This is a genomic window from Mycobacterium sp. NGS67 (assembly GCF_059812185.1).
In genome coordinates, this window is the sequence record NZ_JCALCF010000004.1 from 26,774 (window position 1) to 40,618 (window position 13,845).

General features: G+C 63.8%; 14 protein-coding genes. 8 read left to right on the forward strand and 6 right to left on the reverse strand.

Features of this window, described 5'->3' with window-relative positions:
* Nucleotides 1-134 precede the first annotated feature (134 nt).
* Together AC5Y4D_RS04345 and AC5Y4D_RS04350 are read right to left on the reverse strand one after the other, a co-directional pair.
* Nucleotides 135-743, reverse strand: a complete 609-nt coding sequence (locus tag AC5Y4D_RS04345) for a TerD family protein (protein WP_499993409.1) — start codon at nucleotides 741-743, stop codon at nucleotides 135-137.
* Nucleotides 740-2,689, reverse strand: coding sequence for an aldehyde dehydrogenase family protein (locus AC5Y4D_RS04350; RefSeq protein ID WP_499993407.1), 1,950 nt, complete (start codon nucleotides 2,687-2,689; stop codon nucleotides 740-742). Before AC5Y4D_RS04350 ends, AC5Y4D_RS04345 begins: the two co-directional genes overlap by 4 nt.
* 32 nt (nucleotides 2,690-2,721) lie before the next feature.
* On the opposite strand from AC5Y4D_RS04350, the gene AC5Y4D_RS04355 reads away from it, so the two are divergent.
* Both AC5Y4D_RS04355 and AC5Y4D_RS04360 read left to right on the forward strand, forming a co-directional pair.
* Nucleotides 2,722-3,642 (forward strand): amidohydrolase family protein, encoded by a 921-nt coding sequence (locus AC5Y4D_RS04355; RefSeq protein ID WP_499946484.1) that lies wholly within the window; start codon nucleotides 2,722-2,724, stop codon nucleotides 3,640-3,642.
* Between the two features lie 187 nt (nucleotides 3,643-3,829).
* The gene (locus AC5Y4D_RS04360; protein WP_500036479.1) at nucleotides 3,830-4,093 is read left to right on the forward strand and encodes a DUF4377 domain-containing protein; all 264 of its coding nucleotides are present in this window, start codon (nucleotides 3,830-3,832) and stop codon (nucleotides 4,091-4,093) included.
* A 2-nt stretch (nucleotides 4,094-4,095) separates the two neighbouring features.
* Here AC5Y4D_RS04360 and AC5Y4D_RS04365 read toward each other — a convergent pair whose 3' ends face one another.
* A complete protein-coding gene (locus tag AC5Y4D_RS04365) occupies nucleotides 4,096-5,310 on the reverse strand; it encodes a cytochrome P450 (RefSeq protein ID WP_499946486.1) in 1,215 nt (404 codons plus the stop codon).
* A gap of 195 nt (nucleotides 5,311-5,505) precedes the next feature.
* Between AC5Y4D_RS04365 and AC5Y4D_RS04370 the strand changes: the two genes are divergently transcribed.
* Nucleotides 5,506-6,057, forward strand: coding sequence for a TetR/AcrR family transcriptional regulator (locus tag AC5Y4D_RS04370; RefSeq protein WP_499946487.1), 552 nt, complete (start codon nucleotides 5,506-5,508; stop codon nucleotides 6,055-6,057).
* 68 nt (nucleotides 6,058-6,125) lie between these two features.
* Here the strand turns inward: AC5Y4D_RS04370 and AC5Y4D_RS04375 are convergent, their stop codons facing one another.
* Nucleotides 6,126-8,099 carry a flavin-containing monooxygenase gene (locus AC5Y4D_RS04375; RefSeq protein ID WP_499946488.1) on the reverse strand — a complete coding sequence of 658 codons (1,974 nt, stop codon included), beginning with the start codon at nucleotides 8,097-8,099 and terminating at the stop codon, nucleotides 6,126-6,128.
* Nucleotides 8,100-8,212: 113 nt separating this feature from the next.
* Here AC5Y4D_RS04375 and AC5Y4D_RS04380 point away from each other — a divergent pair, with 113 nt between their 5' ends.
* The 4 genes from AC5Y4D_RS04380 to AC5Y4D_RS04395 all read left to right on the forward strand — a co-directional run bounded on the left by AC5Y4D_RS04380 (nucleotide 8,213) and on the right by AC5Y4D_RS04395 (nucleotide 10,681).
* Nucleotides 8,213-8,401, forward strand: coding sequence for a helix-hairpin-helix domain-containing protein (locus tag AC5Y4D_RS04380; protein ID WP_499946489.1), 189 nt, complete (start codon nucleotides 8,213-8,215; stop codon nucleotides 8,399-8,401).
* A 4-nt stretch (nucleotides 8,402-8,405) separates the two neighbouring features.
* A complete protein-coding gene (gene rnhA / locus AC5Y4D_RS04385) occupies nucleotides 8,406-8,870 on the forward strand; it encodes a ribonuclease HI (protein ID WP_499946490.1) in 465 nt (154 codons plus the stop codon).
* A gap of 73 nt (nucleotides 8,871-8,943) precedes the next feature.
* The gene (locus AC5Y4D_RS04390) at nucleotides 8,944-9,747 is read left to right on the forward strand and encodes a DUF1906 domain-containing protein (RefSeq protein ID WP_500036480.1); all 804 of its coding nucleotides are present in this window, start codon (nucleotides 8,944-8,946) and stop codon (nucleotides 9,745-9,747) included.
* Between the two features lie 49 nt (nucleotides 9,748-9,796).
* Nucleotides 9,797-10,681 (forward strand): NmrA family NAD(P)-binding protein, encoded by an 885-nt coding sequence (locus tag AC5Y4D_RS04395; protein ID WP_500036481.1) that lies wholly within the window; start codon nucleotides 9,797-9,799, stop codon nucleotides 10,679-10,681.
* A 41-nt stretch (nucleotides 10,682-10,722) separates the two neighbouring features.
* On the opposite strand, the gene AC5Y4D_RS04400 is transcribed toward AC5Y4D_RS04395, so the two are convergent.
* Together AC5Y4D_RS04400 and AC5Y4D_RS04405 are read right to left on the reverse strand one after the other, a co-directional pair.
* Nucleotides 10,723-11,373, reverse strand: coding sequence for a DUF732 domain-containing protein (locus AC5Y4D_RS04400; RefSeq protein ID WP_500036482.1), 651 nt, complete (start codon nucleotides 11,371-11,373; stop codon nucleotides 10,723-10,725).
* A 1,088-nt stretch (nucleotides 11,374-12,461) separates the two neighbouring features.
* The gene (locus AC5Y4D_RS04405) at nucleotides 12,462-12,851 is read right to left on the reverse strand and encodes a DUF732 domain-containing protein (protein WP_500036483.1); all 390 of its coding nucleotides are present in this window, start codon (nucleotides 12,849-12,851) and stop codon (nucleotides 12,462-12,464) included.
* 249 nt (nucleotides 12,852-13,100) lie between these two features.
* Between AC5Y4D_RS04405 and AC5Y4D_RS04410 the strand changes: the two genes are divergently transcribed.
* The gene (locus tag AC5Y4D_RS04410) at nucleotides 13,101-13,802 is read left to right on the forward strand and encodes a hypothetical protein (protein ID WP_500036484.1); all 702 of its coding nucleotides are present in this window, start codon (nucleotides 13,101-13,103) and stop codon (nucleotides 13,800-13,802) included.
* Nucleotides 13,803-13,845 lie beyond the last annotated feature (43 nt).

Sequence of the window (13,845 nt, forward strand, 5' to 3'; positions counted from 1 at the left end):
CCGTACATTTGCGGACACTCGTGGGACCGAGACCGCGGTTCCGCGGCTTTGGGTGTGAAGCGGTGGGATCCCGCCCAGGCATCCCGCGCAAAGTCCAGGATTCACAATGAAAGTCCAGCGTTGAAGCTCAACGGTCACTTACGGCCGGGGGTCCAATCCATGCCCCACCCGTAGGTGCGGTCCAACAACGACTGGCCGCCACGGATGTAGCGGACCTCGCGGTTGACGGTGATATCGCCGTTGTTGTTGGTCAGCATCGCGATGGCGCACATCCGCGAGCCCGGGTCGTGCTCGTCGAGTCGCACCTCGATCTGCGGCCCGGCCTGCGGAAAGACCGTCACCACCGCGTTGGCGGCGGCCCAGTTCGGGGTGCCTTCGTAGATGTAGGCGAAGATGAGGATTCGGCGGATGTGGCTGGCCTGCGACAGGTCGATGAACAGGTCCTCACCGCCCTGGCTGGCGCCGGAGCGGTCGTCACCGGACAGCCAGATGATCTTCCGGCCACCCGAGAGCGGGCTCACCTCGAACTGGTTGCCGAGCGCCTGCACCACACCTTTGTCGCCGTCGACGAACTCGAACAGGCAGCCCAGGTCCAGGTCGACGTCTCCCCCGCTTGCCGCCAGGCGCTTGAAAAACCCACCGCCACTTTGCCTTTGGGTCCAGTTCAGGTTGGCCCGGATGACGCCGGACGCGCCGCCGCCCTTGCTCAACGAGACCGTCGGCGCCTGCTTGGTGAGGGTCACTTTGGACAGACTGACGCCGGGTTGACTCGGCGGTGCCTGCTGGTAGGGCGGGTGTTGCGGTGGCGGCGGCGGGGGTGGCGGGTACGACGACGGCGGCGGCGGAGGCGGCGGGTACGACGACGGCGGCGGCGGGTACGACGACGGCGGCGCCGGAGGCGGCGGGTACGACGGCGGCGGTGGCGGCGGCTGGTAAGGCGGTGGCGGCGGCTGGTAAGGCGGTGGCGGCGATTGATACGGCTGTGGCGACTGATAGGGCTGCGGCGGAGGTGGGGGTGGCGGCGAGGATGGCGGCGGTTGTTTCTTCGGCTTGTTGTAGTCAATGGCCATGCCGGATGATCCCTCCACTGTCGACCGTGCACGTCGCGTAGGGGTCGCCGGTAGCAAGCCCCCTCCCCGAGGCTATAGCGAGCCGGTGCAGCCGACCACCACTCGAGTCGAAAAATCCCATGTCGACGGGACCTGACTCGTTCCGGCGACGTGTTCAGTGCGCCCGGCAGCGATTCCGCATCGTCGCGACGGATGAGGGTCTGGACATCGGTGACTTCTTCGATCGACGCCCACCCGTTGATCCGGCCGATCCCACTTTGCTTGACGCCACCGAACGGCGTGGTGTGATCCGATGCCCCGGCGCGATGCACGTTGACGAATACCGTTCCCGCATCGATCTTTCGGGCCACCTCGAATGCGTGGTCGTCATCCCGGGCCCACACCGAGGCCGCCAGACCGAACTCGGAGTCATTGGCCATCCGGATCGCCTCGTCTTCGGAATCGAACGCGACGACGGGTAGCGCCGGCCCGAACTGCTCCGCGGCGACCAGCCCGCTGTCGTGCGCGATGTCAGTCACCAAGTGGGGCAACAGGAAATGACCCCCGTCCCAGGTCGCGGGGTCGACTTTGCGGCCCAGCCGACGAACGGTCGCACCTGAGCAAGTCGCGGCCTCGATCAGACCCTGCACTCTGCTGCGGGCGGCCCGGGTGATCAAAGGCCCGATCGTGCTTTGCGGATCGAGCCCGTCCCCGACGGCGATCTCGTTTACTGCGTCGGCCAGCGCATCGACCAGAGCGGCATAGTGACTGCGGTGCACGTAAATTCGTTTGATTGCAAAGCAAATCTGTCCTGAGCAGGTGAACGCCGAGTGACGCAACGCTTTCACCAGTTCGTCGTCGACCACCGCCGACGCCAGGACGAGGGCGGGATCGTTGCCGCCGAGTTCCAACCCGACGCCGGTGATGTTCTGCGCCGCCGAACGCATGACCTCGCGACCGCTGGTGATGCCGCCGGTGAACAGGATTCGACGGACCAGCGGATCGGCGGCCAGTGCGCCGCCGGTCTGGACTCCGTCGCCCGGCACCACATTGAGCACACCCGTCGGCAGGGCGGCCGCAACCGCCGCGACAATCTTGGTCAAGGCCAGCGGCGCCAACTCCGGGGGTTTCACCACCACCGTGTTTCCCGCCGCCAATGCCGCCGCAATCCCGTTGAAGGCCAACAACACCGGATAGTTCCACGGGACGATGACGCCCACGACGCCCACCGGTCGTCGCCGGACGACGAACCGGCCGCGCTCGTCGTCGGTGACGTCTTCGGCGACGACCCGATCGATCAATTTCGAACATTCGTGTAACAGGTAGGGCGCACCCGCGAGGTCGATGACGGACTCCCACAACACCTTGCCCTGCTCGCGGGTCAGCAAAGTCGTAAGCGATTCGAAGTCAACCGTGGCAGCCACGGCGGCCGCTCTCATCAAGCGCTTTCGCTCCCGCGGCGCGCTTGCCGCCCACTCTGCTGCCGCAGCGTGCGCCGACCGCACGGCACGATCTACGACAGCGGCATCACTGTGTCCGGCAAGACCCACGATCTGGTCGGAATGAGCCGGGTTGTAGACGGGGCGCCGATCGGTCTGCACTGCTTCGCCACCGATGAAAGCGTCGGCCACTTCCGCCATGCCACGAACATACCAAGAGGTATGGTTGGCCGATGGGCAGCGGCTTGGTCGACGTACATCACCATGTGGTCCCGGACTGCTACCGCGCTGCGATCGACGCCGTCACCGACGGCACCGTCGGCGGCATACCGCAACCGGCGTGGTCCGAACAAGGGATGCTCGACCGCATCGACAGCCTCCGCCTGGGTCGCGCGATCGTGTCGATCTCGGCCCCCGCGCTTGACCCGATTCCCGACGGTGAACGTCACGCGCTGGCCCGTCAATGCAACGACACCATCGCCGATCTCGCGGCGCGCAATCCTGATGTGGTTGGCGGCTTCGCGGTCCTGCCGATGCCCGATGTGACGGCGTCGGTGAAGGAAGTTCGGCGCGCCCTGGACGAGCTGAAGCTGAACGGCGTTGCGGTGCTGACCAATTACGGCGGCCGCTATCTCGGCGACCCGTCGTTCGCGCCGGTGCTGGAGGAACTCGACCGGTACGGCGCGGTAGTGCATGTGCATCCGAATCTGCCGCCACCGATGACGGGCACCCAATTGTTCTTGCCTGCACCGGTATTGGAGTTCACCTTTGACACGACGCGGATGGTCGCGGAAATGATCCTCGCCGAATCGCTGCAACGCTATCCACGAATGAAGCTGGTGTTGTCGCATCTGGGTGGCACGCTGCCGTGGGTGGCCTGGCGGCTGTCCATGCTCGACGAGATTCCGTCGGCCGGCGGGGGTCGCCGAGAGCCGGTACGGGATCAGTTGCGGCGGTGCTATTACGACATCGCGTTGTCCGCCGACCCTGCCGCCCTGCGCCTGGCCGCCGATGTCATCGGGTCCGATCGGCTACTGTATGGCAGTGATTTCCCTTTCGCGCCAGCGGGTTTCATCGACCGGAATCGGGAGAACTGCCGGGGGCCGTTGGTGTCGGCAACCAACGACAACGCGGCGCGCTTGTTCGAATCCTGATCTCGGCAGTGCGCGCTGATCGCCGCCCGCGCTTAAGGTCTTAACTGTGCCCTCACCGATCTACACATCTCTTGCGACCGCACTGCTGGCGTTGACGGCGGCAGGGTGCGGCCACAGCGGGCAACCGCCCACGCAAACAAGCTCGAGCGCGGCGACCACGCCGTCGAACAGACCCGCCGAACCACAAGTGCTCGACCTCTACGTCGCCGATCAGACACAGCCCTGCCGCGTCGGCCCCAAACCGCGAGACTGCCTGCAACTGCGCTGGGATCCGAACAAACCGTGGGAACTCAGCTGGAACGACACGTCCTCGATTGCGGGCTTCCAGTACCGACCGGGCTATATCTATCACTTACGGGTCGAGAAGACGCCGTTGCCATACCCTCCCCCGGATGCGCCGCAATACAAGTTGCGGCTCGTCGAAGTCGTTGAGCAGAAACCGGTTGATTAGGACTACCGGACGGCCAACTCGAGTCGGCTCAAGCGGCGAACGAGGATGCTGGGCAACCATTCTCCGACGTCGACCGCGTCGATCCACGTGGTGCGTTCCAGCAGCATCCGAAAGACGATCTGGGCCTCCAACCGTGCCAGTGCGGCGCCGATGCAGAAGTGCACGCCCTTGCCGAACGTCACATGGCCTCTCGCGGAGGTGCGGTCGAGTCGGAACTCGTCGGGCGCCTCGAAGTGTCCCGGATCGCGATTAGCGGCACCCCACATCAGCAATAGATGCGCGTTGGCCGGCACTGCCACCCCGCCCAGGGTCGTGTCGCGCCACACGTGGCGGTAGTGGCCGCGGAACGGTGGCTCGTATCGGAGGGCCTCTTCGATGAACGCGTTGAGCAGTTCGGGCGAATCCCGCAACCGCCGTTGGATGTCCGGGCGTTCGGCGAGGATCCAGGCCGCGCTACCCAACAGCGATGCCGTCGATTCACCGGCAGCGCTGAAAAGTGTCAGCATGATGCCCATCGCGACGGTCTGATCGACTTCTCCTGACGCGAAACGGGAGGCCAGGTCCGAGATCAGACCGGATTCAGCTGAGTGACTTGCCTTTTCGAAATGCTCCATGACGTAGCTCGACAGCTCGAATGCGGCACGACCCGCAGCCTCGAGTTGAGCTTGGGTGACCACGCCGTCGAGCAGGGTGGTGGTCGCGAAGCCGAGTCGGATGAGCCTGTCGACGTCGGTCTCGGGCAGCCCGAGCAACTTGGCGACCACCATCATCGGCAGACGATTGGCCAGGGCACCCATCCACTCGATGCGGCCGCTGTGCAGGTTCTCCGTCCAGAGCCGTTCGGCGACTTGCCCGGCGAATTCTTCGATCACCCGGACACGCTTGGCAGACAGGTGTGGCAGCAGGATTTTGCGGTGCACGGCGTGGATCGGATCGTCGGCGGTGGCCAGTGCGTGGCTGGGGCTGCCTGCCTCCATCATCTCGAACGGGACAACGTTTCCGTCCTCGCGGTAGACCATGGTCGCACTCAAATTCGACGAAAAGTCGTCGACCCGATTGACCGCGTCGATCACCGCATCCCAGCCGCAGACGGCGTAAAACACCGAATCGCCGATGCGGTGCACTGGGGCCTCCGCACGCATGCGCTCGTAGAGCGGATATGGATCCTGCAATGCGGCGGTGCCGAAGAAGTTCGCCGGGTCATCCAATACCGCCACCCAATCAGGTTGAGCGCGTTGTCCAGTCACGTCAACGGTTGCGGACGAAGTTGATAACCTGCCATACACTTCGGAGCCTTCCCCGAAATCGGTTGCACGGCTTGACCTGCGCACCGGCATGAGAAATAGCGGTCAATCTGTCTCAGCGTGCGAAACAACTTGCAACCGGGGTCAGGCAGGGTAGAACATCGACCTATGTCGCCCTCTGACTGGCTGGTGGGACGAGATCGTCACAGCGAGGCTGCGGATCGGATCTACGCGGCGGCCGTCGAGCTGATTTCCGACGTGGGCTACGAAGGCTTCTCCATCGAGGCATTGGCCGCCAGGGTCCATTGCTCACCCGCCACGATTTATCGACATGCCGGCGGTAAAGCAACGATTCGCGACGCGGTCGTCAAGATCCAGGCAACGCAAATCATCGACGATCTCAGGGAAAGCATCAAAGGCCTCCGCGGTTCCGAGCGAGTCCTGACCGCGACCCTCGTCGCGCTCCAGCATGTGCAGTCGCACCCGTTGACGCAACTCTTCCGGTCAGTGGACATGAACTCGAGCAGCGACTGGCTCACCGATTCGCCCGCCGTCCGAGAGTTCGCCGCGGAGATGCTCGGCGACGAAGTTCGGGACCCACTGGCCGAGCAGTGGCTCATCCGCGTGTTTCTGGCTCTCTGGGTTTGGCCGCTGAAAGACTCGAAAGCCGAATCAGATTTGTTGAGGCGGTTTTTCGCTAGGTCGTTCAGCGGCCTCTAACGTTGCGGAACGTCACAACCATCCGGGCCACGGTACATCCTGCTGAAACCTGTATGGCCAGGTCGCGACTACCTGGAGCGCAGTTCGTAGTCATCCGGGTTCACCCGGTTCGTCCACCGCCAATAGTCGAAGATGCGGAAACCGTAAAGAGTGGGCAGGCCACCCGCGGCGTTCTTGTAGTAGCTGCTGGTCACCGCCGGATGGCTGTACACCATCTCGTTCAACCGCGCCTGCGCGCGCCGGTTGTAGTCGTCGCAGACGTCTTTTCGGACCGTCGCCGAACCCTGACCGCCGGCGATCACCATGTCGATACACCCCATGACGTAACGCATTTGGCACTCGGAGTTGTAGATGATGCTGGCACCGTTGACGGCGTTGGTGCCGGGTCCGTACATGCAGAAGAAATTCGGGAAACCCGGCACGGTGACCCCGAGGTAGGCGTAGGCGGAGTCGCCCCACACCGAGTTGAGTTCGATCCCGTCGAGGCCGCGGACGTTGATGGGGCCGAGCTGGTGGTTGACGTCGAATCCGGTGGCCCAGACCAGCACATCGGCCGGACGGTGCCTGCCATCGACCGTCCTCACCCCGTTGGCGGTGATTTCGGCGATGGGATCGGTGACGAGTTCGACGTCGTCGCGCTGCAGCGTCGTGAGCCAGGTTCCGTTGTCCTGCAACGTCCGCTTGCCCATCGGCGGATACTTCGGCGTCACTTTCTCGAGTAGCTCTTCGTCCTTGCAGAAGACCCGCATCCACGCGATGAACATCTCCCGAATCGCGTGGTTCGATGCGTTGCAGGACAACCCGCCGTTGTTCCACTGCGGGTCGATCATCACTTGCTCGTCGAGCGCGTCCGCAATGGGCCACCACGACACGAACCGCAACCATCTCCCGTAATAGGGCAGATGACGGATCGCCCACCTGGCACCGTCGGGGATGGCGTCGTGATACAGCGGATTGGGTGCCATCCACTGCGGGGTGCGCTGGTAGACGTCCACCTGTTCGGTCCTGTCCGCGATCGCGGGCACGAGCTGGAATCCGCTGGCGCCGGCGCCGATCACCGCCACCCGCTTGCCCGTCAATTCGACGTCGTCACGCCAGTCTGCGGTGTGGAATGACGGCCCACGAAAGTCGTTGGCGCCTTTGATGTCCGGGATGACGGGGTTGCTGAACTGGCCGACGGCACAGATCAGGGCCCGGGAGGCCAGCGTCTCGGTGCCACCCTCGGCGGACCGGATGGTTACTTGCCACGTCGCCGTCGCGTCGTCCCAGACCGCGCTGGTCACGGCGGTGTTGAAACGCACGTGCGGCTCGATGCCGTGCCGGGCGGCGACGTCTTGCAGGTATTGCAGGATCTCGGGCTGCTCGGAGTAGTAGTGCGTCCAGTGGTCCGTCGGCTCGAACGAGTAGGCGTAGTACTGGTTGGCGATGTCGACGCGGCACCCGGGATACCGGTTCGCCAGCCATGTCCCGCCGACCGCAGACTGCTTTTCCACGATCGTGAACGGCAGGCCCGCCGCTTTGAGTTTGATGCCGGCCAACAGGCCGGCTTCGCCGCATCCGATGACCACGACGGGGAACTCGGCGCGCTGTTCCTCGCTCGAGGCCAGCACCGGGCCGCACTGATCGGCGTCGCTGAACCGCAGGTCCGCCGCGACGTAGTCGACGAATTGTTCGGTGACCGTGCCGGCGGACATCACGTCGAGCATCACCCGCATTTGTTCGCCGTCCGGGACGAACGGCGGCGGGCAGCCGCGGTCGCGGTACTCGCAGATCACATCGAAGGCACGCTCGCGCACGATCTGTTTGTCGGGTTCGCTCATCCCGCCTTGCAGATCCATCGCGATGAGCATGAACGGCCGTGGCAGCTCGTCGAGCAGTCCGAGTTCACCGGTCATGTGCACCATCGACATCAACAATGCGGGCACACTGGCTTCCGCGACGGCGGCACGGATCACGTCGTCGGAATCCTCGAACGGCAGACCGAGCAGCGGATCGGCGTCACGGGTAGTCGCGCTTCGAGCGCCTACGGTCGAGCGACTCATCCACTCACCATACAATCGCGCTTGGACGTATGGTCAAGATCGGCGTTGCCAAATCCGCGAGCAGATAGCGCGTCGCGACGCCAACTGCGGGCCTGCATGCCTATCCTCGGCGCATGGCTGACACCGAGGATCGCGGTCCCCTCTTTGATGGTGTCCGGATCGGTCGCCCGGCGACCGGCGCGCTCCGGGATGCCGGCTTCCGCACCATCGGCTCCCTGCCAACGGATCTCGACGACCTGCTCGCGCTTCACGGCGTCGGCCCCAAGGCCGTGCGGCTACTCCGCGAGGCACGGGCGGACTGAGCGGATGGACGACGACGTGGTGGTCATCCACACCGACGGTGGGTGCCGACCCAATCCCGGGCCCGGCGGCTGGGGGGTGGTGCTGCGCCAACGTCAGCACGTCCGCGAGATGTGCGGCGGCGAATCTCACAAGACCAGCAACAACCGGATGGAACTGATGGCGCCCATCATGGCGCTGGAGGCACTGACCCGGGCCGTGACAGTGCATCTCTACACCGACAGCACCTACGTCCGGAACGGCATCACCAAATGGGTTCTGGGGTGGGAGCGCAACGGCTGGCAGACCGCCGCGAAGCAACCGGTGAAGAACGTCGACCTCTGGCAACGGCTGCAAGCGGCCTGTGCACGTCACCGCGTCGAGTGGTTCTGGGTGAAGGGGCACGCCGGCGTCGCCGACAATGAGCTCGCCGACCGACTGGCGACCAGAGGTATGCGCGAGGCGATCTCCGCCGCCGGCGCCGGGTTGTGAACCGCACGGACCGATTTGATATCGGTTAGCTCACGACACGTTTTAACAATGGTCACATTGTTAACATCGCGCGATGCCCGACTTGTCGGTCAATTCAGACCTTCGGCGATCGCGCCCTATCGCCCGGCGTGACGTATTGCGTTGCGCCCTAGCCTTGTCCGCACTGCCGGGGTTGCATGCGGCGAGTGCCGCCGTCCCCGCGGCAGCGGCCGCCCCGCCCAAACTGATCGACTTCGCCATGCACCAGATTCCAGCGGAGCAGATCCGGGCGGCCGGCTATGCCGGGGTCATCAATTACGTCTCGCTATCACGGCCCGGCTCGTCTTTCGGCGCCAAGCCGATCACCCGGCCCTACGCCGAGCAACTGACCGCAGCCGGGCTGATGATCGTCAGCAACTACCAGTACGGCAAGCCGGGCGGGTCGGCACCATCGGACTTCAAGCGCGGGTTCGCCGGCGGTGTCGACGACGCCCGCACCGCCTGGAAGCTGCACACCGCGGCCGGTGGCGCGCAGAGTGCCCCGATCTTCTTCACCATCGACGAGGACATCAACCGCGACACCTGGAACACCGTGGCGCTGAAGTGGTTTCGCGGAATCAATTCGGTGCTCGGCGTGCAGCGCACCGGCGTCTACGGCGGTATCGATGTGTGCCAATGGGCCGCCGCCGACGGCGTCATCGGTGCTTCGCGCACCCCCGGCCACCGGTGGGCCTGGCAGACCAAGGCCTGGTCCGGCAGCAAAATCGACCCCGCTGCGGTTCTCTACCAGAGGGTGGTCAGTACGGCGTCGAATCCAGGCCCGAAGGTCGGGGGTCAAGAAGTCGACGTCAACGATGTCCTTGCCCAGGATTACGGGCAGTGGAGCCTGCATCCCTGAACCCGTGCGACCGGCGCCTTGTTTTTCCGTGCTGTGGTAAACATCGGCCGTGCTGCTGATCACGGGTCCCTCGGGCAATGTGGGCGAGCAGTTGGTGGAGGTGTTGCGCGCCAACCCACCGGCGAGCGGTTGGCGCGTCGTCGGCCGCCATCCCGACCTGCTCCGCGACCGGGTCTGCGACCAGGCGCAGGTGCTGAAATTCGATTTCTTCGACCGGTCCACCTGGCCTGCCGCATTGGACGGGATCGAGGTGCTGTTTCTGCTGTTTCCGTTGCCGGGCAATCGTGCGGCGCGGGATGCGGTGATTCCGTTCGTGAATGCGGCTCAGCAGGTGGGATGTCGCCATGTGGTGTACGTGTCGGTATTCGGTGCTGACCGCGCCCGGTTCATCCCGCACTACAAGGTCGAGGCGGCGCTGCGTGCCAGTTCCATGAGTTGGTCGCTCTTGCGGTGCAGCTTTTTCATGCAGAACCTGCACCGAGCTATCTCCACGCACGGCACCGACATTGTCGAGCGCCGCGAATTGTTCATTCCGGCCGGACACGATCTCACCAGCTTCATCGATGCGCGCGATGCGGCCGAGGTTGCCGCTATGGCATTGCTGCAACCGGACAATCATCGCAACGCCGTCTATCACCTCACCGGGCCGGCCGCGCTGACCATGGACGAGGTCGCTGTCGCGTTGTCCGCGGCGCTGGGATATCCGGTGCGCTACACCAATCCGAGTTTGGTGCGCTTTGCCGCACGGCTGCACCGTCGCGGGGTCGGCTGGGACACAATCGGATTCATGTCAGCGGTCTACACCTTGACGAAGCTGGGGCGCAATCAGCCGCTCACTGACAAGGTGCAGCAGTTGTTGAACCGTCCGCCGCGCACCCTCGAGCGGTTCTTGCGCGACAACGCCTGGCGCTGGCGCGAGCAAGCCTGGACGTGAACCTGTCGACCTCGAAAAATGTTGTCAGAGAACCGAATAACTTACGGGGCCAACGTGATGATGCCTGGTTCCATGGGCGGTAAAGGCGCCCCTCCACCGGTACCACCGCCAGTGCCCCCCGCTCCCCCGCCGCCCCCCGGCGGAGGACCGACCACAGGAGGTGCCACCCTGGTCGGCGGAGGTGGGGCCACTGCCTGCGGCGGCATCAGATTCTGGGCGTCCGTTCCCGGCGCTGGCGGAGTCGGGTTTTCCGGGTTTGTCTCTTTCATCGACGAAGCGAGCGCCACCCGGAGTTTGGGAGTGTTCCATCCCGCAGGATTGATGAAAGCTACCCGTCCCCGCTCGGTCGGACAGTAAGCCTCGACTGCGGCAGCCAGGAATCGAGACTCGGTACGCGCGAGTCGGCCAGGATCGGCACCGGGGGTGATGGCATTTGCATTGTCCACCAATGCATCTACCAAGGTGTCCGCCGGCACCCCGGCACCGAGTTTGCCGCAGATCTCATGCGCTGTGGCGATCAGGCTCGGCACGCCCGAAAGGGCAGCGACACCTTTCTCGTCGAGCAGTGCCAGGAAGTGATCGTCTTGGCTCGGGTCGGCCGATGCTGGACCTGCACCCACGACCGCGGCACCGATGAGCGCAAGAAGCGCGGCTAACAGGGATCCGGCAGAAGCGGTGACGCGAATGGACATGGCAGGGCTCCGTTCTGCTAGGCCCCCCGACGGGTTGTCGATATCGCGGCCGTCGGGTCCCCCCGGGGCACCGGGAGTTAGCCGGAAGTTTACCTGAAGTTAACCCCTAAAATCAGCCTGCGCGAAAATGTCGCGGGTGGTTTTCCTCAGACATCGGTGTCGACGCTGGCGGTGTTGCTCGCGATCAGGAAAGCGGGCAGTCGACCGCAGACGCTGCGTCAGGACCTAGTTCCTCAGAGATTTGCAACCGCGGACGGAAGCAGAGGTCGTCGAACTCGGCGAACGGGTGATGGCTTCGGCGGAGAAGACCGCGAATCGTCATCGAGATGCCGCCCGTGGTCAGGACGGCACCGCATAGCTGACGGAGTTACCACCGAATGATGCGACGCCGCCCGACGTCGTCGTCCCGAGCGCACGAAAACCATCCCTATGAGCAACCAACGGGGGCGAGCAACTCGAACCTCACCTACAGCGGGACGGGGACCGGCCCGGACTGGGTCATAGGGTAATTCGGTGGTGTTTGCCATACACCCTGGGCGCACCAGGCGTAGTACGCGACCCCGGAAGGGTCGACGCCATCTATGAGGGCCATCTTAGAGATTCCGAAGATCCCAGGTATTGTGTTGCCACTGCACGGGCTGCCGAGGGGCACTTTGAATTCTGGGTCGTATGGAACCCAGATGTGAGTGCCCCAGCAAACAAGCCAGTAGTTGTAGTTGCCGTATGAAGCGCGTGAAATCCAGCGGCCCGCATCGTCGCAGGACTTACCCACCGCCGGATCAGCGGGATCGGCGTAAGCGGTGGCCGCCGGAGTGAGCGTGGCGCCAGCACCGACCGCCAGGACAGCCACGCAGATGTGGAGCCGTCTCGCTACGGCGGTTGCAGGACGAGATGGGGGCCGCCGACGGCGCAACCGGAGAGGACCCTGTTTGCCACTTTTGATCACGAGTTCTCCGTCCTGCCAACCCACGACATAAGCACGTCGTGAGACCGCTTTCTTCGTAAGCGTAAAACGTTTGCGCGAGTGCAAGCAGTGACCAAACAGTTACTGCGACCAGACTCGACCATCGATCCCCTTGGTCGCCGCATCAGTATGTTCTGCTGGTGTATTGCGGACAGTAGGCAGCCTCGGCAACTTGAATGAACTCCGCGGCGTCTTCTACGGAGACAGAATAAGAGTGTTGAAACCATGCGAGGACGGTCATCTTCGAACCAGTACCCAATCTGTCGCAGGTTTGATGCGCGGCGCTGATGAGATCAGCTGGATTGTTAGTAGTCGCCGCTCTGAAGGCGCTGGTGCGCGCTAGGCCCCAGAGAAGATAACAGTCCGGGTTGACGCTGGGTGGCACCATTCCGGGCGGGCAGTTGACTTCTGCCCTAGCTGGATAGGCGAAGAGCTCACCTGCTGACGATGCCGCAAACAACGATAACGCCATGAATGAGACCAACCGCAAATTTTTACCGATGGCAATAGGCATTCGATTCCTTTCAGCGTCCGCCGTTTAAGCGCATCTCCACTCCTTTCGCGCACTGGAGGCGATCTATAAGCAATACCATTAGTCGGAGGCTTCCCGGCAGCACTCATCAGCCACCTCTTTGACTACTTGGCGGCGGCAGTCATCAACTAGGCTGTGGACGACTTGCGTATTTGCGCTGGCGTCGCCAAGGCCCGCTCCGCGGCAACGACACCTGCCTCACCTGTCGGTCTGGCTCGATACGATCAGACCATGCCCGACGCGCCCGGTGAGGACTCTGGCGGTAAAGCTCGCGATCAGGAAAGCGGGCAGTCAACCGCGGACGCTGCGTCTGCGCTTGGTGCGCTGTTCGCCGAGCAGTTGCCGAACGCTCAACGACTGATCGACGAAATCGAGGAGGGTTACCCCAATCTCGACAATGAAGCGAAGATTCGACGCGTCAAGGCGCACGCCACGCGAAGGCTCGCGAGCACGCTGAGAAACGAAGATGTCGTAGGCCAGCTTCGGGAAATTGTCGCCGAACTGGCAATGGCTATTGCCCTCCTCAGAGGCGTGCAACCGCGCACGAAAGCAGAATTCGCCGAACTCGGCGAACGGGTAATGGCTTCGGCGGAGAAGACCGCGAATCGTCATCAACGTGTCGGGAGCGCTGTGCCGCACGCTGTTTCGAGGTTCGAGCGGGTAGCACGACAGCTCCAGCCCATCATTGCCGAGCAGCTTTTCAGAGTGCTGGGCGAGGTGAAACCGTCCCGGCCCGGCATGGCGCGGGACGCCTATAAGTCGATGCGATCGACGGTCTGGCGTGCGCGACACAATCGGGAGGTCACAGCCGTGACCGCAGGTGTTACCGCAGCAGCCGTTACACGTGCAATAGACTCCGCGGCCCCGAAAATGATCGTGCGGATGGTCGACCGCTCCCTAAGTCCAAAACGCCGGCATCTCAAAGGAAACTAGCTAGCGCCACTCGGTTCAGATAAGGACAACCGGCGCTTTTCGG